Raw genomic sequence first — 20,196 nt, forward strand, 5'->3', positions numbered from 1 at the left:
CATTTATTCTATGCTCTCCGAACTTGAAGAAGTGACGCCGGCCATCGTGCTTGGCAGCAAAATTCGTGCGTTAAGGCAGCGGCTAAAGCGCACGCTCGACTACACGGCAACGGCAGCGGGGATTTCGAAGCCCTTTCTCTCACAAGTTGAACGAGGGCTGGCCTCCCCGTCTGTCACGTCCCTGAACGGAATCGCCAGCGCGCTCGGCGTCGCCGTGCAGTACTTTGTGGATACGCCTGGAGAACGGCGTCCCGTGTGTCGCGGCGATCAGCTTAAATTCTTCGAGTTTGCGGAATCGGCGAACCTGTTTGCACAACTGACGGTCGGATCAGCCTGTCAACAAATCGAGGCCATTCTCGTCAGATTTCCGCCTGAGCAAGGGCGGCTTACAGATATGTCAAGCAGCGCAGGCGAAGAGTTTTTGTATGTCATATCCGGCGAGGTGTCGCTGACATTGGAGCGTGAGACGTTCGTATTGCAAGCCGGAGACAGCGCACATTACCAGTCTACGCTCCCGCATGGATGGACGAACAATCAACGCGTCGAGGCGCTCGCACTTTGGGTCGGTACGCCAAAGTTATTTTAGAGCGCGTTCTATAGCCGCAATGTCGATTTTTTTCATCGTCAGCACCGCGTCCATCGCGCGTTTTCCGGCATCGCGGTCCGGCCCGCCAACGAGTTCGAGCAGCCGCCTGGGCGTGATCTGCCAGAAAAAGCCCCAGCGGTCCTTGCACCAGCCGCAAGGCGCTTCCTCTCCGCCATTGCCGGTAATGGCGTTCCAATAGCGGTCGGTCTCTTCCTGGTTATTCGTCTCGACCATGAAGCTTACCGCCTAGTTCGCCTTGAAGTTAGGTCCGCCGTTTAGTCCTACGAAGCTCCGGGCGAGCACGGTGAACTCAACCACCATCTCATTTCGGCGTTGTGCCAAGGTCGGTCTATGCGTGCCGATTAGTTGGCCGATGGCGCTACCGCCACAGCGTGCGACCATCGGTATCTGCGCGTCGGTCAGACCGTCGACTTCCACCAGATGCCTGAGCACTGCGGCGAACGTCCGCTCACGTGTTTTAAGTTTGGTCCCATAGCGGTCCATTAGCGCGAGTTCGAGCGCGGTCAAAGCGACCAGTTCACCGGCCTTGATTAGATCGGCGTCTATCCAACCAAGCAGATAGAGCTTCTGCGCGCGGGCGTATTTCAGTCGCACAACATCTGGGATGCGAGCATCCTTCGTCGAATTTATCGATAAAGGCGCGCCATTGATCAGCGTGGTCGAATTGAATGAGGCCACCCGGGTTCCCTTGCACTGGCCACGGCATCAAGAGCGGTTCTAGCCGCAGTGGCAAATCGATATGTGGCAGTCCCACGGATGGAATTTCCTCATTACGGTGATGAGACGGCCGCTTTCTGTGTGCTATCGAGCTTGCGATGAATCAGTGACACCGACGTCAGAATGTCGAGCGCATCCTGCTCGGACATGGGCCAGTTCGTCTTGGGCGCATGGGCCAATGGATTGCGCACGGCACCGAACAGACCGATCAGGAGATTCGCAAAACCTTTCTGTTCGCTTTTTTCGGATTCCGTGCTGAGCGGCCCTAGCACCAGGACGGGCTGCTGACCTGCAAATGCCTTTTTCACGAGGTCGGCGCCGTCACCGTTCAGACCCGACAGCGTGCGGATCCGCTCAGCGACACCTTTTGTCGCCTCGAAGACCGCGTGGAAGTAGTTTTCGTCGAGCAACTCGGCACGGCAGTAGCTCAACACTCCTCATGCACCGTCCGGCTTTCAAGGGCAGCCTTGAGCCGTCCGGCACGTGCACGAGCTGCGTCCAATGTTGTTGCCTTGTCGGCATGGCCAACCTTGCCATCCTCGCGCACGTAGAAGCCCGAGAACGCCAGCACGACATTGAGTTCATCGCGCCGCCGGGCGAACGTCCCCGTATCACGGGCATAGCTCACAGGATTCATCGCTCGGTTGATGAACATGATGAGGTGGTTGCCCACCTGATGCTGGTTCTGTGCCGCTGCCAAGGCATTGAATAACCGCTTCCATTTGGTGATACCCGGAGATACGTCGGCGACATTGATCTCCTGCAGCAAGCGCTCGATTTGCGTGCCCGTAAGTCCGTGCACCGTATCGGCCAGCACCTGGCAGGCGGCTTCGAGATGCTGGGAGTCAAAGGGGGTAATTTGCGTCGTCACCGCATGCCTCTAAGTTCCGCCAGAAATGCCGTGCCGATTTCCACAGCCAATTCCGCCCCCATCGGGTCTACATCGACGCCATGCGCGGCCTCATTCATGACCCGGAGGGATTCCAGAAACCGTTCCGTGCTGGCTGGTGCGAGACCACGTTGATTCATTTCACGCAGCATATTGCCAATGCCGGTTGGTACCTTCAGAGCAACGCCGTTGCCAGATAGGATGTCCCGCAAGGCTCGCTCGATCTCGATCCGCAACTTGATGACAGACATCAGCGGAAACTCGCGCGCAAACTCCTCGGCAGTCGGTAGCGCCTGTTGAAACTGCGGCGGCAGCGCCGGCGAAAGTCGATATTGGGTGACGCCCATCGGCTTACTGGAGTCGCGCAAGGCATATTCGACGATCACCTTATTACGGCCCTTGCACAAGATGATGCCGATGGTCGGCTGATCGTCCTTATGCCGAAGCCGGTCATCGACGGCGGAGAGGTAGAAGTTCATCTTGCCCGCAAACTCGGGCTTGAAGTCTTCGATCTTCAACTCGATCACGACGAAGCAGCGTAACCGCAGGTGATAGAAAAGTAGATCGAGGTAGTAGTCCTGACCACCGACTTCGAGATGGTACTGGCTGCCGACGAAAGCAAAGCCCTTGCCGAGTTCGAGAATGAGCCAGCGCAGATGCTCGATAAGGCCGCGCTCCAGGTCACGCTCCAGCATGTCGGGGCCAAGCGCGAGGAAATCGAAAGTATAAGGGTCTTTGAGGAGCTGCTGGGCAAGCTCGGATTGCTCAGCGGGCAAGGTTCGCGAGAAGTTGGTCAGCGCGCTCCCCTGACGGGCGAACAACTGGCTCTCGATCTGGTGGACGAGGACAGCACGACTCCAGCCATGCTCGATCGTCTGGCGGACGTACCAGGCGCGCTCTTCGGCCACCTTGACCATATCGAGCAGGCTGACGTTATGCCCCCAGGGCAATTGTGCAACGACCCGTTGCACAATTTCGGCGTCGGGCCAGGCCTCGGCAAAAGCACGCATATATTTGAGGTTTCGAGCTGAAAGCCCTGTCATTTCGGGGAAGGCTCGGCGGAGATCGTCCGCCAGCCGGTCAACGACCTTGGTCCCCCAACCTTCGTGCTCCTGTCGGGCCAGAATGTCGTGGCCGATACTCCAATAGAGCAAGATCAGCTCGCGATTGACCGACAGGCTCGCACGGTGACGCGCCTCGGCGATCTTCCGCTTGAGGTCGCCGACAAAAGCAGAATAGCTCTGCGCGTCGATCTCCGCGGCAGGGTTGGCGACCTTGGCGCGACGGGACGGTGGCTTGGACGACGGGGATCTCATGCCGCTTCCTCCTCTGAAATCACGTCCCGCTTGCTTCCCGGCGGAACGGCGCGGCTGTTTTCCTCGCGGTGCCGATACGGGCGGTAGTTCCCTCGGCTCGTGAGCGTCTTGTTGCCGTCCGTGTCGGCGGGATTCGCCGCCGGCGACGCAACCGGCACCATCGACGCACGGCTGTCGATCGTATCCCGCCGCAGGTTGGCCACCTTCTCAGCAGCCGCGCGGATCGGATCATCCTCGGCATGCACGTACCGCATGAACATGGACACGGTCTTGTGTGCCGTAAGTGCCATACCGACCTTGACCGGAATCCCGGAGTTGGCAATGTCGGTCGCAGCGCGATGACGGATCCCGTGCGTACCGACATGAATCACATTTGCACGTTTCAAGACTCGCTTCCAGCCATTGTAATAGGTGCTTTCGGGCAGCGGAATCGAGCTGTCGAAGACGGCCGGACACACATATGGCGAGTCGTCGATGCGGTAGGCGTTGGACAACAATTGGTACGCCACCTCGCTCATCGGCTTGGAAATATCGCCGGTCTTGCTATCAGGCCAGACGATGCGGCGGTTCTCAAAATCAATCCAGGACCATTCGAGCAATCGGATTTCCGACATGCGCGCGGAAAACTCGAATTGCAGGCGAACCGCAAGCGTCAACGTCGGATGTTCCAGCCCTTCGGCATCCGCGCGGTCAAGATAGGCATAGAGACGCACCAGCTCGTCGTTGACGATATATCGTGTTTCACCATTCTCGGGGTATTTCGGCACATGCCGGCAGGGATTGGAGCCATCGGGCCGGTAGCCCCACACCTCGGCCATGTTGAGCATCTTGCGGAGGCAGGACAGAACCCGGTTGGCCGTGACCGGGATTCTTGCCAGATCGCGCATCAGAGTCGCTATATGTTGCCGGGTTACGTCAGGTACTTTGAGCTTGCCCAGCATCGGCACGATGAAACGGTCGATCTGGTCTTGATAGGTATCAACGGTGCTCGGCTTGTTGCGAGGTCTGGAGTATTCCTCCATGAACTGGGTACACAACTCTTTGACGGTAGGCGACATACGCGCAGCCAATTTCGCGGCACTCGGATCGTTGCCTTTCCGCACATCAGCCAGCCAGTCCTGCGCGATCGAGCGGGCCTGCTCGACGGTCAACTCGCCAAACTGGCCGATTTTCGGCTTGCGGCGCTCGCCCCAGTTCGTGCGGTACTGGAGCATGAAGACCTTGCGCCCGCGGGCGGTGACTTTGCAGAGAAATCCGGGGACAACGGTGTCCCGCAGTTCGTAATCTTTGCCGGTGACTTCGGCCGCATCGACAGCGGATTTTGTGAGCTTGATCTTGGCCATGACGCCTCCTAGTTCGGGATCAAACGCAGGAACCAGCCAGGAGCCACAGCATCGGAAAGTGTGCCGCAATCGGTCTGGTCTAGGCGTAAGGTTAGACGGGACTAACCTCTTGGAAAACCAAGCCCAGCAAGGCTTAGCGGGTTTCAGCGTAGCCCGATACTATAGGAGGCTGCCGGTCTCAAAATCCCCCGCCGCAAGGCGTGCCGGTTCGAGTCCGGCCCTGGGCACCACAAGCTGTTCCGGCGAGAGCCGCAGTATTCCGAAAAACCCCGCAAGATCAAGGTCTTGCGGGGTTTTTTATTCCCTAGCGATCGGTCTTGGTTCGTCGACAGCCGGTGGTATCTGGTGGTATTTTTGGTGGTATCTGGCTCGTTTCTGGGTTTTTCCAGAGGGAGATACCACCATGTTGCTGACCGATGTGCAGATTAGGAACGCGCGCTACAACCCCGAGGGAACCGGCAATCGCCTCGCGGACAGCGGCCGCATGTATCTCCAGCTCGACAAGTCCGGCGCGAAATACTGGCGGATGAACTTCCGGTTTGCCGGCAAGGACAAGACGCTCGCGCTCGGCGTCTATCCGGACGTGTCGCTTGCGGCAGCGCGGAAAAAGCGAGACGACGCCCGCGAGAAGTTGGCAGCGGGATTCGACCCAAGTAATGTCAAGCGCCTTGAGAAACGTGCCGCCAGGCTCGCAGCGGCCAACTCCTTCGAGGCAGTCGCGCGCGGCTGGATGAACGAGCGCAAGAGCACCGTCGAGCCAGCCCAGCACGTGAAGACGCTCGCCCGAATGGAAAACGATGTGTTCCCGTGGCTTGGCAAGCGCCCAGTTACCGACATCGACGCGCCAGACATTCTGGCCGTCCTGAAGCGCGTCGACAGTCGCGGCGCCCGCTTCACGGCCCATCGTGTGCGTAGCGAGATCAGCCGAGTATTCCGGTACGGCATCAAGGAGGGACATTGCAAGGCCGACCCCGCTCGGGATCTGGTCGGCGCGATTCCCCCGGCACAAACAACCCACTTCGCTTCAATCACAGAGCCGATCAAGGTCGGCGAGATGCTGCGTGCGTTCGACGGGTTCGCTGGCACCTTCCCTGTCCTCTGCGCGCTCCGGCTTGCACCATTACTATTCGTCCGGCCCGGTGAGCTTCGCCAGGCTGAATGGTCCCAATTCGATCTGGACAAGGGCGAATGGCGCTACCTCGTCACCAAGACTGGGACTGAGCATTTGGTGCCGCTTTCCACACATTCGATCGCCATTCTGCGTGAACTGCATGCACTTACGAGCGCCGGCCGCTATGTGTTCCCTGGCGCCCGCGATCGCCAGCGACCGATGAGCGAGGCCACGATCAATGCAGCACTGCGAAGGCTCGGCTACGACACGCGCACGGAAATCACGGGACACGGCTTTCGCGCGATGGCGCGCACGATCCTGCATGAGGAACTCGATCAGAAGCCGGAAGTGATCGAGCACCAACTCGCGCATACAGTGCCGGATAACCTTGGCACAGCCTATAACCGCACAAAGTTCATCAAGGAACGCCGGGTAATGATGCAGAAATGGGCGGACTATCTGGATCGGCTCCGTTTAGGTGCGCAGGTTATTGATATTGGAAGCGGGAAAGTTGCGACTTGACGACTGCGTTGTGCGATTTCAGGCGTGCCAATGCATGCGCATCCGTTGATGCCGCTGCTGCGCTGAGTCAACTTTCAAATGGTCGAAACTGGTTCGATTATCTGGCTAGTCTTCATCGTCTCGCGTTCAAAGATTCTCCGTATCCGGTCTGATCTTGAAACTGAATTCGTCGTGAGCGATCATCGATCCGGGTTTGTTGTTGCCAGGCTCCCTCTTTGCTCGCGAAGGCGTACCGGACTGCTGACCGAACTTCTGCGGGTCTGAACGAGTGACAGGCGGGTTCACTTTGCTTTGCGATTGATGCGAGCCAGGTATCTGGCGGTTGTGCGTTCGTCGTTTCGCCGTATACTGGAGCGCGTAGCGAAGCGCACTCGCCGTTATGTCCATACCGGCCTCCTTCGCCTGATCGACTAGCTGCTCAAGCGAATACCCCTTCGCACGCGCTGCATTGATATGGGCGCGAAACTTCGGCATTGCATCGCGTACGGTAACCCGCTGTTCCGATGGTGGCTTTTCCGGTAACTCATCGAGTCGTCGGGCAAACTCATCCCATTGCGCTTTCGTGTAAGTCTTCGATGCAGGCATGATGACCTTCCGTTTGCATTTGGTGACGAGAGGGTTTGAGCCAATCGTCTACGCCATCGGCTGGTACGTCAATGCCGCAGTCACGTCGAACGTTGATGTATTAGGACTACCGCGAACACGTTTGGAATTCGTTGGAACAACGTACTATTTTTGTTTCGTGGTGAGTATGCAACGGCAGTCGTCGTTGGCTGCTGTGCCGCAAACTTGCGCGTGAGCATTGAAATTTGTGGTTCTGTAGGTAAGCAGAGGATGCCAGGTTGGTTTGTGCCGAAACCGACGGTCAATCATTTCTACGTCGCCCGATCTAAGGTAGTTACTCTCGCGAGTCGACACTGGATCTGAGACGATTGCTTCACGGTTTGCTCGTACTTGTCCTGCGTTGAGAACAGAGGGCGCACCAGTACGCGAATCGTGTCGATCGGGTTAGCAGTCCACTTAGCAACGATTCAACAGCGTCCTACGCTGATCCGATTTCATTTGAAATCGCACGATAAAAACAACAAAGAAATTAGGTACTGCAGGATAGGCAACTGCCGGTTTTGGGCGCCATGCACACTGCGACATCCACCCACTGACGTTGACGATACCGGGAGAGACAGTCGATTTTGTCACCGGAAGCAAACGCGAGTCGATTTCGACAGGCTTGTACTGTCACGCTATCGCAATCGTAGCAACGCCAGCCTCGCATCACGCGCCCGGCGCTCACAATCCATTGCCTCTCGACGTGTCGGCGACGAACACGTCACTGTATCTGTGCACTGCCTATGGAGGCCGAGCGTCTCGAACGAGCCACCTATACGCGTGAGGTGGTTCCGCACCAACGCTCCCGGCGCGCAGGTTTCTCGTCGAGCCTCACCAAGGAGGGCAGCTATCTGGTATCGGCGGGATGCATCAGACGGAATTCGGCCGCGAGTTGCCGATCGGTCGTCGTCAGGCAGTGTCCGTCGGCCACTTTCTGCCGCTCGCCTGAGCCAAGCAGTAATCACTCGAAAGGCTGGTCCACCCCGAAATCCGCCCGATGCGTGACGCGCACTTTTCGGCCGATGCGGTCGCTGGTCGCGCAAGATGTCAGCGGCTGGTATGGGTTCCTCAGCCGACGATGGTCGGTCGATCCTGATCAACGACAGCTTTGACCACCGCCGAACGTCAGTGCACGACCCTGAGCGGACGAATACCATTCGCGCGTGGATGACCGAAATGCGCTTCATTTGAGTCACTGAGCTAATGCCCCGAATTGCTCTCGAGGGTGCGCTAGGCGAAGCTCCTCGCCCAGCCGACAGCGCCTTTGCGGCTCGGCGAGGAACTGACGACTGGCATCATTCCGACGGGTTCGTATCCATCGTCAGGATGATCTTGCCAACATTCGCGGAAGATTCCATACGCCGATGAGCATCCGCTGCGCGAGCAAGTGAGAACGTGCTGTCTACGACCGGTTCGAGTGCGGCGCCACCTTCAAATCGGTCGAGCCAATGCTCGCGGAAGCGCCTCACCATCGCGTGTTTTTCCTCCTGAAGGCGCGACTTCATCACCGTGCCCTTGATCTGTAAATGCCGGTATAGGATATCTTCGAGCGCGACGGCAACCTCGCCGCCGCCGCCGAGGATGCCGACCTGCACCAGCCGCCCGCCGTTGCCCAACGACGCGATGTTGCGCGCGAAGTACGGCGCACCGACGAAGTCGATCACGACGTCGACGCCGCGACCATCTGTCGATTGCGCGATCACTTTGGCGAAGTCCTGCGTGCGGTAGTCGATCACGACGTCCGCGCCGAGCTGCGCGACGCGTTCGAGCTTGCTTGCTTCCGCCGTCGCGAAGATGCTCGCGCCCGTCGCATAGGCCAGCTGCACAGCGGCCGAACCGACGCCACCGGCAGCCGCGTGGATCAGGACCGAGTCCCCGCGGCGCAGGCCGCCCAGATGCAGCATCGCTTCGTGCGCTGTGACGAACACTTCGGGAATCGCGGCGGCGTGCACGTAATTGAGCGAATCGGGGATGGGCATCGCCATGCGCCAGTCGATGCGCGCCAGCTCCGCATACGCGCCGCCGCCGACCACGCCCATCACACGATCACCGATTTTGAATCCTTGTGTGTCGGCGCCCGTTTCGATCACTTCGCCAGCTATTTCGAGGCCCATGATGGTCGAGTCGCCGAAGTTCGGGCGGCCGTAGCCACCGCGCCGGTGTGTGAGATCGGCGCGGTTCACACCAGCGGCGTGCACGCGCACCAGCAGGTCAGCGGGGCGCAGTTCGGGCACGGGGACCTCGGCAAGCTCGAGGACGTCGGCGTCGCCGAATTGTTCGAATTCGATGGCTTTCATGACTGTGATTCCTTGTCGACGCGAGCCGCGCCGCTGTTGACATCGTGTGGTTCGGCGAGCGTGGCTTGGGCCACGGCCGACGCCGAAATGGTGGCCGGGAAGCCCGCATAGAACGCCAGGTGCGTGATCGCGGCGGACAGCTCGTCGCGCGTGACGCCGTTGCTCACGGCGCGGCGCAGATGTGCGGGCAGTTCGTCGAAATGGTTGCCCGCAATCAGCGCCGCGACGGTGATAAGGCTGCGGTCGCGCGGCGAGAGCGCCGGGTCGCTCCAGATCTGCGGATAAAGCGTGCTGTCGACAAAGGCAGCAAGCTTCGGCGTGAAGGCGCGCGCCGCTTCGCGCGGGCTGCTGAAATCTGTGTGAGACATGGCTGCGCTCCTTTCATGCCTGGCTGATGAACTTGTGCGTAAGGTAATACTCAATGCCTTCCGCGCCGCCTTCCGAGCCGTGGCCGCTTTCCTTCATGCCGCCGAACGGCAGTTCCGTTGCGACGATCCGATATTGGTTGATGCCGATCATGCCGGCTTCGAGTCCGTCGGCCACGTCGATCGCGGTGCGCGCGCTTTGCGTGAACGCGTACGCGGACAGGCCGTAGGGCAGGCGGTTCGCTTCGGCGAGGCCATCTGCGAGCGCGTCGAAGCGCATCAGCACGGCGATTGGGCCGAACGGTTCTTCGTGCATCACGCGGGCATCGGCGGGCACGTCGGCGAGCACAGTTGGTTCGAAGAAGAAGCCATCGCGCTCGATGCGCTTGCCGCCTGCGAGCAGCATCGCGCCGCGCGCCACGGCGTCGGCGACGAGTTCTTCCATCTTCGCGAGCTGGCGCGCGTTGGCGAGCGGGCCAACTTGCGTGCCGGGCTCCATGCCGTCGCCGATCTTCAGCGCATTGGCCGCGCGCACGAAGTGTTCGACGAACACGTCGTAGACACCGCGCTGGATCAGAAAGCGCGTCGATGAAATGCAGATCTGGCCCGTGCCGCGAAAACGGTTGGCTGCGCCTTCGACAGCGGCTTTCTCAACATCGGCGTCGTCGAACACCAGCACGGGGCCGTGGCCGCCGAGTTCGAGCGTGATCGGCTTGACGCCCTCTGCCGCGCGCGCGGACAGCAGCCGGCCGACGGGCACCGAGCCAGTGAACGTCACCTTGCGGATCACGGGCGATGCGATCAAGTGCTTCGACACTTCGTCCGGTACGCCGAATACGACTTGCAGCACGCCCTTCGGCAAGCCTGCATCGTCGAGTGCGCGGGCCAGCGCCAGCGCCGTCGCGGGGCTTTCCTCGCCCGGCTTGATGACGACGCTGCATCCCGCTGCGAGCGCCGCCGATAGCTTGCGCGCCGGCGTGATGGCGGGGAAATTCCACGGGGTGAAGGCGGCGACGGGACCGATTGCCTGCTTCTTCACGAGTTGCTGCACGCCGGGGCGATTTGACGGCACGACGCGTCCGTCGATGCGGCGTGCTTCTTCCGCGAACCACTCGAAATAGTCGGCGGCGCGCTGCACCTCGTCGCTGCTTTCGATGAGCGGCTTGCCTTCTTCGAGCGTCATCAGCTGGGCGATGCGGGGCGCGCGTTCGCGCATCAGATCGGCGGCGCGCTTGAGGATGCGGGCGCGTTCGGCGGGCACCGTGTTACGCCACACGTCGAAAGCTCGCGCCGCAGCGGCCAATGCGCGTTCGAGATCAGCGAATGTCGCGAGCGGCACGCGGCCCAATTCGCGTTCGTTGGCCGGGTTGATGACGGCAGCGGTTTCGCGTTCGTTCGCGGCGATCCATTCGCCGTCGATGAACAGATAAAGGGGATCGTAGGTTGCGTTCATGACGAATGCCTGTCCTTTGAAAATGACTCGATAAACGTAATATTCAGGTCTGTCGTGCTATTCCGATGCGTTCGACTGCCTGATCTCGAAACGAAGTCTATGCGCCGAGGCTGCCCGCTTTTAGTGGGGCGGGAAAGAATGAATCTTTCCGGGAGAGGGAAAGTCGGGCGCCTTCTGGGGCGCCGCGCGTTTGACTTGCGAACGGTCGTGCTGCCACGTCCGCATCCTGGCGAATGGCGCGTCGCGCATGTCATCATGCGGACTGCACACGCCGCGCGGCTCGGTGCCGCTCATCGAAATAACAATGGAAGATCAGCGAGGATTGACGGTATGGACAAGCTCTACAACATGTCCGTGTTCGCGAAGGTGGTCGAAATGGGCAGCTTCACGGCTGTCGCCAATCATCTCGACACCACGGTCGGCAACGTGTCACGGGCCGTGACGGTGCTCGAAGAGACGCTCAACGCGCGGCTTCTGCAACGCTCGACACGGCGTCTCGTCGTCACCGACGCGGGGCGCCGCTTCTACGAACGCAGTGTGTCGATTCTCGCCGACCTCGAACACGCGGAAGCCGAAGCACGCGACGCGCTGCTCGAGCCGCGCGGCACGCTGCGTGTGCACGCCGTTCCGGGCCTTGGCCGCCAGTTGCTAACGCGTGCGGTGCTGGCGTATCGTCAGGCATATCCCGAAGTTTCCGTCGATCTGCTGCTGTCGCAGCGGATGCCGAACCTGCTCGAAGAGCAACTGGACGTGGCCGTTGTGATCGCACGCGCGCTGCCCGATTCGGCGTACGTGAGCCAGAAGATTGGCACGAGCCACTGCATTCTGGCCGCTTCACCGGCGTATCTGGCGAAGCATCCCGCGCCTGGGCGTCCCGAAGATCTCGCCGATCACACCTGTATCCAGCTTGGCACTGTCGACCACGCGCCCGACGAATGGCAGTTGCAAAGCGCGGCGGGCACAGTCGCATATCGACCGGCGGGGTCGCATTTCAGCGTGAACGACATGGAAGCGATGGTCGTCGCATTGCGCGACGGCGCGGGCATCGGCTTGCTTGCCGCGTTTTCCGCTATCGACGATTTGCGCCAAGGCACGCTCGTGCGCGTGCTGCCGCAATTCCACACGTACGAGCGCAACGTCTACGCTATGTACCCGTCGCGACAATTCGTCGACGCGAAGATCAAGAGCTTCGTCGATATTCTCAAGACGCGGGTCGGCGGCGAATTGGCCTCGTACGCAATAGAGCTCCGGATAGACATCGCCAAAGAAAGCACGTAGCGGTGAGCTGCGTAGGAAGCGAAATCTGTTGAATCTCTCGACGTGCTGATCGACGGACGTCGTGCCAGGTCCGCTGCCAGACAGATTGCGGAACTTGGCTGCGATTCATTGATGGACCGCTTCCGGCAGGATAGTGTCTGGATGTAATTACGGTGAACTGGCACGACTCAGCAGCTCGGGGCAGGTACATTCAGTCCAACAGCCGCCAAACTGCCGGAGTCGACCCTTCTCTGCCGTTCAATCTGAACACAGTGAATGGGCGCTTCGGCCACCCGAAGCAGCCATTCACGATACCTGATCCCATGCGGTCGGCCCTTCGGCGTATTAGTTATTGATGTTCGTCGATGACGGAGTGCAACCTTTAGACCTGGTTTCGGCGGCGGGTCGGCAAGCTTGTTCAGGTGCGTTCCGTCCGTCGCCTTTCTCTTCTCGCAGTGGATGACGCCTGACACAAGGCCATTCATCTCACATTCGAATCACGTCCATCACCGTCTTTTTCTTGTCCTTGAACTGATAGATGGTGATAGCGGCATCTTTCAGGTCGCCGTGCGAGTCGAATGCAATTTTCCCGATCACGCCGTCATACTGGGTTACCGGCATCGCGGTGAGCACCTTCGTGCGATCGGTCGAATTCGCCCGTTTCATCGCGTCGTAGATCACATAGACCGCGTCGTAGGCGAACGGCGCATACGCGTCGATCGGCACCTTGTAGCGCGCCGTATAGCGCCGGTCAAAGTCCTGCCCCTTCGGCATCTTCGACAACGCAAGTCCGGCCTCGGAACACACGAGATTGCCGATTGCGTCCCCTGCCAGGCTCACCATCTTGTCGGTGCACGCGCCGTCGCCGCCTAGCACGTTCGCCGTGATACCCAGATTTGCCGCCTGCTTGACAAGCGGTCCCGCCGTGGCGTCGGAGCCGCCGTACATGATCACGTCAGGTTTCAAGCCCTTGATTTTAGTGAGAATCGCCCGGAAGTCGGTCGCCTTGTCGTTGGTCGCCTCGCGGGTCACGATGGTCGCGCCATTCGCCGCGGCGGCCTTGGAAAACTCGTCGGCCAAGCCTTGGCCATAGGCTGTCGAATCGTCAATCACCGCGATTCGCTTCGCGTGCAGCGAGCCGAGCGCATAACGGGCCAGTGCCGGGCCTTGCAAGGCGTCGGTGGCGACGACACGAAACGTCGTTTTGTACCCTTGCTGCGTGTAGGCGGGGTTCGTCGAGCCTTGCGATATCTGTACGACCTGTGCTTCGCTATAGATGCGCGATGCCGGAATCGACACACCCGAATTGATGTCGCCCACCACCGCCACCACGCCGTCATCGACGAGCTTCTGCGCGACCTGCGTACCGGTGCGAGGGTCGGCTGCGTCATCCTGCGAGTCGAGCTTGAACTGCACGGGCTTGCCGCCGATCACTGGATGCTGGCTGTTGATTTCATCTATCGCAAGGCGCGCCGCATTTTCGCTGTCCTTGCCCATGTTGGCGAGTTGTCCCGTAAGCGGTGCTGCGTGGCCAATCAGCACGACAGCGGGTGTTGCATCGGCGGCATGCGCCGGTGCGTGCAGGGCAATCAGCGCGATTGCGCCGGCAATTGAACGATAGGTCGATTTCACGGGCTGTCTCACTCTGTTAATGTTTCGGACGAACGGCGCGGTCGGTGAAGCGGAGCGCCTGAGAACCAGTATTCGGTCGCCGTAATTGCGCGTCCAACGACAAATTCTTTTTGCTGCCGATAAACAAACCTTATGCCGCCGGCGCGTTCAGGCTCGTATGCAGCAATACCTCGACGCTGCGGCCTATCGCCAGAATCGACGCGTCAGCAAGTGCGAGCCCGCAGATCGAGAGGCCGACGGGCAGTTCGTCTGCGTTGTGGCAAGGAAGTGTGAGCGCGCAGCCATCCATGAAGTTCACGACGCTCGAGTTGCGCAACACCTTCGCATTCACCGCAAAAAAAGCATCGTCGTCACGCTCGACGTCTGCAATTTCCGGCGGCACTATCGCAACCGTCGGCATCAGCCACGCGTCGAACATCGCCAATCGCGTTTGCGCCTCTCGCATGAATCGCTCGCGCGCTGCAAGCAGGTCGATGTAGTCGGCAGCGCTGCGCCCCTCACCGATCCGCAAACGCTTCAACACACGCGAGTCATATGCTTCGGCGTCGCGCGCGACGTGTTCTCGATGCCATGCCCACGCTTGCGCCGCCGTAATACCCGCAAGCGGAAGATGACCCGCAACTTCATGCAACTCCGGAAATACGAAGCGTTCTACGGAAGCACCCGCGCGCCTCAACATGCCGATCGTACGATTGAATGCAGTGCTCACGGTTTCATCCAGATCATCCGCGACGTAATCAGAGGTGACGCCGAAGCGCAGCCCCGTCAGCGGGCTCGCCGTTGTATCGAGCGTCTGCGCAGAGACCACACTATCGATGAACGCGCAACAATCAACGCTGCGTGCGATGGGCCCAATCGAATCGAACGACGTGGACAACGGCACGGCCCCATCGCAGGGCACACGCCTTGCGGTCGGCTTGAAACCGACGAGCCCGCAGAATGCAGCAGGAATCCGCACTGAGCCACCCGTGTCGGTGCCTAGTGCGGCTGCGACATGCCCGAACGCGACAGAAGTTGCTGCGCCAGAACTCGAACCGCCGGCGACCCGGCTCGCGTGATATGGATTGACGGGAGTACCGTAGTGCGGATTGAGTCCGAGTCCGGAAAACGCAAACTCGCTCATGTTGGTACGGCCGACGAACACCGCGCCCGCCTGGCGAAGACGCGCAACGGCCGCAGCGTCCCGTACGGCGGGTGGCTCGCCGCACAAGATCCGCGACCCAGCCGTAGTTACCTGGCCTTTCACGTCGAAGAGGTCTTTCACGGAAACGGGAACGCCGGCCAGCTCCGAAGGCACATAGCCACGATCGCGGAACGCGTCGCTTGCCGACGCGGCTTCGCGCGCCGCTTCGCGGTCGACGTGCGTGTAGGTCGCGCCACCGCGCACCTGATCGGCATCGATGGCGGTGAGACTCGCGTCAAGCAGTTCGGCGGCCGATACCGTTCGCGTGGCAAGCGCCATACTTGTGTGACGAATGGTGCGCATCGCCGTCACTCCGTATGTGCAAGCGGATCGACCGAATAGCGATGCCTCAGGCTGCGGTCGAGCACAGGATCGTGCAATTCAAGCTCGTAGGCGTGCGCCGGCGTCAACGGCCCGAGCACCGGCTGGGTCCCGCAGAACAGCACGGTTTCGGGAACCATCGAGGTCGCCCCGAACGCTAGCCTGATTAGCGGTTCCGGGGGCAACAGCCGCGCGAGTGTACCTTCCTGATAGCGAATGCGCTCGCCTGCTTCGTCAATGCGCCAGCTGCGCGCGACGAGCGCATCCCAGTGCGCGGCCACTTCCGAATACCGCCAGAGCATGCGGCCGAGCGGTTTCGCGCACATCTGCTTTGACACGGTGACATCGTAGCTTTCGACCTTGCGGTCCGTGTGGTCAGATCCGATGCCGACCAGCAGCCCGTCTGCCTCAGTCTGGATCAATACCGCTTCGACTTCGCCCGACGAATGCCCGCCGATCACCTCGATGCTCGTCGATGTCGTCAGCAACCCAGACGAGACTTCATAGAACAGCGGCACGGCCGATGGCCTACGTACCCCGATCGCTTCCAGTTCCCGGATATGGTGCTCGACCTCGGCGCTATCCCTGCCAGCCCAGCCCGCAATCACCAACCGGCTCGCCGTCACTTCGACGTGCGTGCCGCCTTCGATTTCACATGTCACCTTTTTCATCGCAACGTCCTTTCTTTTGTCAATCGCCTTACCGATTCCGGCCGTGCCGCTTCATCGGCATTCGTTGCGAAGTTTTGACGCAGCGCGCGCCCACGTCCAACAAATTAAAGTTGTCGCGACCCGGAAAATTTTCTTGTCACGCCAGACAAGACACGGCGCTACACTGGGCCATTCCTGCTTGCCCCGCCAGGGTCAACAATGAATCTACGATTCCTCGAAACCTTTGTCTGGCTGGCCCGGCTGCGCAGCTTTCGGCTGACTGCTGAGCGGCTTCACGCAACACAGGCAGCCATTTCCAGTCGCATCTCCGCTCTCGAGCAGGAACTGGGCGTGCGGCTCTTTGAGCGAGGCCCGAAGGAAGCGACGCTCACGCAAGACGGTACGAAGGCGTTACCGTTCGCTGAACAGATGCTGAAACTGAATCAGGCGATGATCGCGAGCGTCGGCGACCGCTCGAAGGTATCGGGGTTGTTGCGGCTAGGCGCCATCGAATCGATCGTTCACACGTGGCTGCCGGATCTGCTCAAGCGCATTCGCGACGAGTATCCGAACCTCGTGATCGAACTGACCAGCGATACTTCGTCCAACCTGTCGGCGCAGTTGATCAACGGTCATATCGACGTCTCGTTTCAGACGACGAGTATCGCAGGCGCCGATATGACGAACGCGCCGCTGGGCAGCCTGCCGATGCGCTGGATGGCCAGTCCAGCGCTCAACCTGTCGGCACAGGCATTGACGGAGGCAGAACTGGCCGCTTATCCCGTGATCAGTTTCGCTCGCCATTCACCGCCGCATGAATTTCTGACCGGCCTGTTCGCCGCAAGCGGCGACGCACAGGTGCAGATCAATTGTCTGTCGTCGGTGGCTGCGATCATCCGGCTCGTCGTCGATGGTTTCGGCGTTGCGGTGCTGCCACCTGCATTCGTCATGAGCGAGCTTGAAGCGGGGAAGCTGCAATTGCTGCAGGTCACACATCGCGTGCCCGAGCTGCCACTCGTTGCAGCGTATCGGCGCACGCCCGACAGCTTGCTCGCCGAATCCATCACGCGACTTGCGCTGAACGTCGTGCTCGAATTCAGCCTGAAGTATGGGCCTGAGTTCGCTCTTTTTCCGCCCACGGACGAACCTGATTCGCGCCCGTGAACGGCTGAACATCACCACAATTATCACGACATGCTGACTGTCCGCTCCGTTTCAATCGAACCGCTCGACGCGGCCCGTTGCGAACCCTATGGCTGGATGCTAGGCAAGCCGGCGCGCGCCGACGGCGATGCTCCCGCATTTATCAGCCCCGCGTCGGATTTCTGGCGCGAGCATCTATTTGACACCGGTGCGCCCGGCGAAACAGAAATCCTCTGGGTCATCTACCGGAATTGCGATGAAAGTGTTGCATCACTCGAAGTTCATCGGTTGACGCAACAGGCTATCGTACCGCTGACGGCACTTGTCATTCATATTGTCGCGACCTCTACCGAAGAAGGGGAGCCGGACCTGAACACGCTGCGAGCATTCGCTATTCCCGTTGGGATGGGTCTATGCATGAGGCCGAATATCTGGCACTCAACACGCGTTCGCGAAGGCGAGGCGACCTGCCTCATGCTGACGCGACCTTCTACCACCTACGATCTGGTCGTTCATCTTAAAACGGGAGCGCCAGCGTGTGAGACCGTGATCCGGTCCATTGAGCCTCAAAGACTCGCGCCTCTCGCCTGAAATACTTCGCGTCGACACAGCTAACAGGAAGTGCACGCGCATCGCGAGATGCTTGCTCGGACGCGTTCGCAACTGGCAGGCAGCGCACTACCGTATGCGCAAGATCGTCAGCGCGTGCATTCGTGCGGCCGATCTCTGTCACGCCGCTTTTCGTGCGCAGTGGGCGTGTTGTTGCCGCGTGCCCATGCTGCGAAGCTGTCACCCGGATGATTGGAGCGCATCGGAGATGCGCACGATGACCGTCGGGTACAGTTCGGCTTTCGCGGTCGTTGGTCCCTAAAGTTGTCAGCGGCCGGCATGGGTTCCTCGGCGGCCGATGAAGGAGCGTTCGCTGGCGACAATTGGACGACCGCTTTACGGGGTGGAACCGACACCTGAACGGTCCACCGACCACATATATGAACGGCGGCTCATGGCCGATTCTGTTGAAAAAGTCGGCCGGTATGTGAATTGTTGGCTATCCTGGAAGATATCGGTCGACGGGAGGGCCTCGAGATGATGGGTCAACTGGGCAGCGGACAGGACAAACTCTTCTACTCATTCAATCTCGACAATCACATCCCTCGCGAACACCTGCTTAGAGGCATCGACCATTTCCTCGATCTGCGTGATCTGCGTCAGCATCTCGCTCCCTTCTACAGCCCGATCGGTCGGCCATCGATCGATCCGGAACTCATGATTCGCATGCTGATCGTGGGCTACTGCTTCGGTATTCGCTCCGAGCGCAGGCTATGCGAGGAGGTCCATCTGAACCTCGCATATCGATGGTTCTGCCGTCTGGGTCTTGACGACGCCGTACCCGAACACTCGACATTCTCCAAGAACCGTCACGGCCGGTTCCTCGATAGTGATGTGCTGCGCCATGTATTCGAGACGGTGCTGGGTCGCTGCATGTCGGAAGGACTCGTGGCAGGTGAAGGATTCGCGATTGATGCAAGCATCATCAAGGCCGACGCGAGTCCTGCACGCGGTGTTCCCGGTACAGAATCCATTGACTGGGGTGACGCCAAGGGCCAGAGCCGTGCAGTCCGAGAATATCTAAAGGCACTGGAGGAAGCGAATCCAGCCGGCACAGAGACGCACGAACCCACTGAGACGCCAACGCCCCCGAAGAAGATATCGCTGACCGATCCCACTGCACGGTGGACAGCTGCGCCTGGCGGCCCCGCGTTCTTCGCCTACTCGACCAACTATCTGATTGATCTGCTAGCAGGGATTATCGTGGACGTCGAAGCGACCCCAGCGAACCGTTTGCACGAGGTCGAATCTACAAGGACGATGATCGATCGGATCGAACGGCGTCATGATCTCAAACCCCACCGCCTTGTGGGCGATACGGCCTATGGCACTGCAGCGATGCTCGGCTGGATGGTCGGCCGGGAGATCGCACCTCATGTTCCGGTCTTGAGCAAAGCGCCACGCAAGGACGGTACATTCTCCATCAGCGAGTTCGAGTGGCATGAGACTGCAAACGAATATCGTTGCCCTACTGGACACGCGCTACGCAGTGATCGACGTGAGTTTGTAAATCCGCGTACCCACATCACGAAGGCTGACACGATCGTCTACCGTGCAAGCCAACCTGACTGTAAGGACTGCCCGGTGAAGAAGCGCTGCTGTCCGAACACGCCAATGCGCAAGATCGCTCGCAGCATCCATGAAGACGCGCGCGATGTGGCCAGACGCATTGCAACGACGCCTGAATACAAACAATCTCGCCGTGAGCGGAAGAAGGTGGAAATGCTCTTCGCCCACCTCAAGCGCATCCTGAAACTCGATCGTTTGCGACTACGTGGGCCAACGGGTGCGCATGATGAGTTCCTCTTGGCGGCAACCGCACAAAATCTGCGGCGAATGGCAAAGTGGCTCACGCCGGGATGCGCCGGAAGCAAGATCGCCACTGGATAGAGGGCGACGGAGCGGCCGCTCCGTTCGAACTGGTTTGTTCGTCAACATTCACGGGCAAAAAAAACGATCAGATGAAAATTCTTCGGCACCGCGAAAACAAGACTTTTTCAACAGAATCGGCCAGGAGCTGCCATTCGGTCCCTGTATCGCCCGGTCGTACCAATGTCATTGCGCAACAGCAAACGGCCACTCGCTATACGAGTAAGTGCAACGCATTATTGCAGTGGACCCGATAGTCCCTTTGACTGTCCACGACTCCACCCGGCTGCGATGCCGGGTGGGACA

The 20,196-nt window shown here is 59.9% G+C and carries 17 protein-coding genes and 1 pseudogene; 6 read left to right on the top strand and 12 right to left on the bottom strand.

From position 1 onward, the window contains the following. The first annotated feature begins 10 nt into the window (after positions 1–10). Positions 11–586: an XRE family transcriptional regulator gene (locus FFS45_RS34905; RefSeq protein ID WP_137959188.1), complete on the top strand. Its 576-nt coding sequence runs from the start codon at positions 11–13 to the stop codon at positions 584–586. Here the strand turns inward: FFS45_RS34905 and FFS45_RS34910 are convergent. The 5 genes and pseudogenes from FFS45_RS34910 to FFS45_RS34925 form a co-directional block, all read right to left on the bottom strand. Beyond that, a pseudogene (locus tag FFS45_RS34910) lies at positions 578–922 on the bottom strand (VOC family protein); the annotation flags it as partial. The gene FFS45_RS34905 and the pseudogene FFS45_RS34910 overlap by 9 nt on opposite strands. 455 nt (positions 923–1,377) lie before the next feature. Further along, complete coding sequence (locus FFS45_RS42595) at positions 1,378–1,755, bottom strand: TIGR02391 family protein (protein ID WP_249363045.1); 378 nt, start codon at positions 1,753–1,755, stop codon at positions 1,378–1,380. After that, positions 1,752–2,195 carry a hypothetical protein gene (locus FFS45_RS42600; protein ID WP_249363046.1) on the bottom strand — a complete coding sequence of 148 codons (444 nt, stop codon included), beginning with the start codon at positions 2,193–2,195 and terminating at the stop codon, positions 1,752–1,754. Before FFS45_RS42600 ends, FFS45_RS42595 begins: the two co-directional genes overlap by 4 nt. Next, positions 2,192–3,529 (bottom strand): PDDEXK nuclease domain-containing protein, encoded by a 1,338-nt coding sequence (locus tag FFS45_RS34920; RefSeq protein WP_137959189.1) that lies wholly within the window; start codon positions 3,527–3,529, stop codon positions 2,192–2,194. The genes FFS45_RS42600 and FFS45_RS34920 overlap by 4 nt, the downstream gene beginning before the upstream one ends. Beyond that, positions 3,526–4,872 carry a site-specific integrase gene (locus tag FFS45_RS34925; protein ID WP_137959190.1) on the bottom strand — a complete coding sequence of 449 codons (1,347 nt, stop codon included), beginning with the start codon at positions 4,870–4,872 and terminating at the stop codon, positions 3,526–3,528. The genes FFS45_RS34920 and FFS45_RS34925 overlap by 4 nt, the downstream gene beginning before the upstream one ends. Before the next feature lie 403 nt (positions 4,873–5,275). On the opposite strand from FFS45_RS34925, the gene FFS45_RS34930 reads away from it, so the two are divergent. Beyond that, on the top strand, positions 5,276–6,505 hold the full coding sequence (locus FFS45_RS34930; RefSeq protein WP_137959191.1) for an integrase arm-type DNA-binding domain-containing protein: 1,230 nt from the start codon (positions 5,276–5,278) through the stop codon (positions 6,503–6,505). Between the two features lie 126 nt (positions 6,506–6,631). Here the strand turns inward: FFS45_RS34930 and FFS45_RS34935 are convergent, their stop codons facing one another. From FFS45_RS34935 to FFS45_RS34950, 4 genes are all read right to left on the bottom strand, one after another. Then, a complete protein-coding gene (locus tag FFS45_RS34935) occupies positions 6,632–7,090 on the bottom strand; it encodes a hypothetical protein (protein WP_137959192.1) in 459 nt (152 codons plus the stop codon). Between the two features lie 1,316 nt (positions 7,091–8,406). Continuing rightward, on the bottom strand, positions 8,407–9,408 hold the full coding sequence (locus FFS45_RS34940) for an NAD(P)H-quinone oxidoreductase (RefSeq protein WP_137959193.1): 1,002 nt from the start codon (positions 9,406–9,408) through the stop codon (positions 8,407–8,409). After that, positions 9,405–9,776: a carboxymuconolactone decarboxylase family protein gene (locus FFS45_RS34945; protein WP_137959194.1), complete on the bottom strand. Its 372-nt coding sequence runs from the start codon at positions 9,774–9,776 to the stop codon at positions 9,405–9,407. The genes FFS45_RS34940 and FFS45_RS34945 overlap by 4 nt, the downstream gene beginning before the upstream one ends. Positions 9,777–9,789: 13 nt before the next feature. Further along, a complete protein-coding gene (locus FFS45_RS34950) occupies positions 9,790–11,226 on the bottom strand; it encodes an NAD-dependent succinate-semialdehyde dehydrogenase (RefSeq protein ID WP_137959195.1) in 1,437 nt (478 codons plus the stop codon). A 330-nt stretch (positions 11,227–11,556) separates the two neighbouring features. On the opposite strand from FFS45_RS34950, the gene FFS45_RS34955 reads away from it, so the two are divergent. Beyond that, positions 11,557–12,504, top strand: a complete 948-nt coding sequence (locus FFS45_RS34955; RefSeq protein WP_137959196.1) for a LysR family transcriptional regulator — start codon at positions 11,557–11,559, stop codon at positions 12,502–12,504. Between the two features lie 465 nt (positions 12,505–12,969). Here FFS45_RS34955 and FFS45_RS34960 read toward each other — a convergent pair whose 3' ends face one another. From FFS45_RS34960 to FFS45_RS34970, 3 genes are all read right to left on the bottom strand, one after another. Beyond that, the gene (locus tag FFS45_RS34960; protein ID WP_249363050.1) at positions 12,970–14,082 is read right to left on the bottom strand and encodes a branched-chain amino acid ABC transporter substrate-binding protein; all 1,113 of its coding nucleotides are present in this window, start codon (positions 14,080–14,082) and stop codon (positions 12,970–12,972) included. Between the two features lie 163 nt (positions 14,083–14,245). Continuing rightward, complete coding sequence (locus FFS45_RS34965) at positions 14,246–15,601, bottom strand: amidase (RefSeq protein ID WP_137959198.1); 1,356 nt, start codon at positions 15,599–15,601, stop codon at positions 14,246–14,248. Positions 15,602–15,606: 5 nt separating this feature from the next. Continuing rightward, positions 15,607–16,290 (bottom strand): DUF2848 domain-containing protein, encoded by a 684-nt coding sequence (locus FFS45_RS34970; RefSeq protein WP_137959199.1) that lies wholly within the window; start codon positions 16,288–16,290, stop codon positions 15,607–15,609. A gap of 198 nt (positions 16,291–16,488) precedes the next feature. Here FFS45_RS34970 and FFS45_RS34975 point away from each other — a divergent pair, with 198 nt between their 5' ends. The 3 genes from FFS45_RS34975 (at position 16,489) to FFS45_RS34985 (ending at position 19,911) form a co-directional block, all read left to right on the top strand. Beyond that, the gene (locus tag FFS45_RS34975) at positions 16,489–17,433 is read left to right on the top strand and encodes a LysR family transcriptional regulator (RefSeq protein ID WP_137959200.1); all 945 of its coding nucleotides are present in this window, start codon (positions 16,489–16,491) and stop codon (positions 17,431–17,433) included. A 30-nt stretch (positions 17,434–17,463) separates the two neighbouring features. After that, positions 17,464–18,003: an ureidoglycolate lyase gene (locus FFS45_RS34980; RefSeq protein ID WP_137959201.1), complete on the top strand. Its 540-nt coding sequence runs from the start codon at positions 17,464–17,466 to the stop codon at positions 18,001–18,003. Between the two features lie 495 nt (positions 18,004–18,498). Further along, positions 18,499–19,911 (top strand): IS1182 family transposase, encoded by a 1,413-nt coding sequence (locus FFS45_RS34985; RefSeq protein ID WP_137959202.1) that lies wholly within the window; start codon positions 18,499–18,501, stop codon positions 19,909–19,911. Positions 19,912–20,196 lie beyond the last annotated feature (285 nt).

Source organism: Burkholderia sp. 4M9327F10 (genome assembly GCF_005503145.1).
In the GTDB taxonomy this organism is placed as follows: domain Bacteria; phylum Pseudomonadota; class Gammaproteobacteria; order Burkholderiales; family Burkholderiaceae; genus Paraburkholderia.

What these genes read in the sequence shown, in the direction of transcription:
- FFS45_RS34920 (WP_137959189.1), bottom strand. Translation starts at nt 3,529, where the DNA reads ATGAGATCCCCGTCGTCCAAGCCACCGTCCCGTCGCGCCAAGGTCGCC.
- FFS45_RS34975 (WP_137959200.1), top strand. Translation starts at nt 16,489, where the DNA reads ATGAATCTACGATTCCTCGAAACCTTTGTCTGGCTGGCCCGGCTGCGC.
- FFS45_RS34970 (WP_137959199.1), bottom strand. Translation starts at nt 16,290, where the DNA reads ATGAAAAAGGTGACATGTGAAATCGAAGGCGGCACGCACGTCGAAGTG.
- FFS45_RS34955 (WP_137959196.1), top strand. Translation starts at nt 11,557, where the DNA reads ATGGACAAGCTCTACAACATGTCCGTGTTCGCGAAGGTGGTCGAAATG.
- FFS45_RS34905 (WP_137959188.1), top strand. Translation starts at nt 11, where the DNA reads ATGCTCTCCGAACTTGAAGAAGTGACGCCGGCCATCGTGCTTGGCAGC.
- FFS45_RS34985 (WP_137959202.1), top strand. Translation starts at nt 18,499, where the DNA reads ATGATGGGTCAACTGGGCAGCGGACAGGACAAACTCTTCTACTCATTC.
- FFS45_RS34965 (WP_137959198.1), bottom strand. Translation starts at nt 15,601, where the DNA reads ATGCGCACCATTCGTCACACAAGTATGGCGCTTGCCACGCGAACGGTA.
- FFS45_RS34945 (WP_137959194.1), bottom strand. Translation starts at nt 9,776, where the DNA reads ATGTCTCACACAGATTTCAGCAGCCCGCGCGAAGCGGCGCGCGCCTTC.
- FFS45_RS34935 (WP_137959192.1), bottom strand. Translation starts at nt 7,090, where the DNA reads ATGCCTGCATCGAAGACTTACACGAAAGCGCAATGGGATGAGTTTGCC.
- FFS45_RS34940 (WP_137959193.1), bottom strand. Translation starts at nt 9,408, where the DNA reads ATGAAAGCCATCGAATTCGAACAATTCGGCGACGCCGACGTCCTCGAG.
- FFS45_RS34925 (WP_137959190.1), bottom strand. Translation starts at nt 4,872, where the DNA reads ATGGCCAAGATCAAGCTCACAAAATCCGCTGTCGATGCGGCCGAAGTC.
- FFS45_RS34980 (WP_137959201.1), top strand. Translation starts at nt 17,464, where the DNA reads ATGCTGACTGTCCGCTCCGTTTCAATCGAACCGCTCGACGCGGCCCGT.
- FFS45_RS34930 (WP_137959191.1), top strand. Translation starts at nt 5,276, where the DNA reads ATGTTGCTGACCGATGTGCAGATTAGGAACGCGCGCTACAACCCCGAG.
- FFS45_RS34950 (WP_137959195.1), bottom strand. Translation starts at nt 11,226, where the DNA reads ATGAACGCAACCTACGATCCCCTTTATCTGTTCATCGACGGCGAATGG.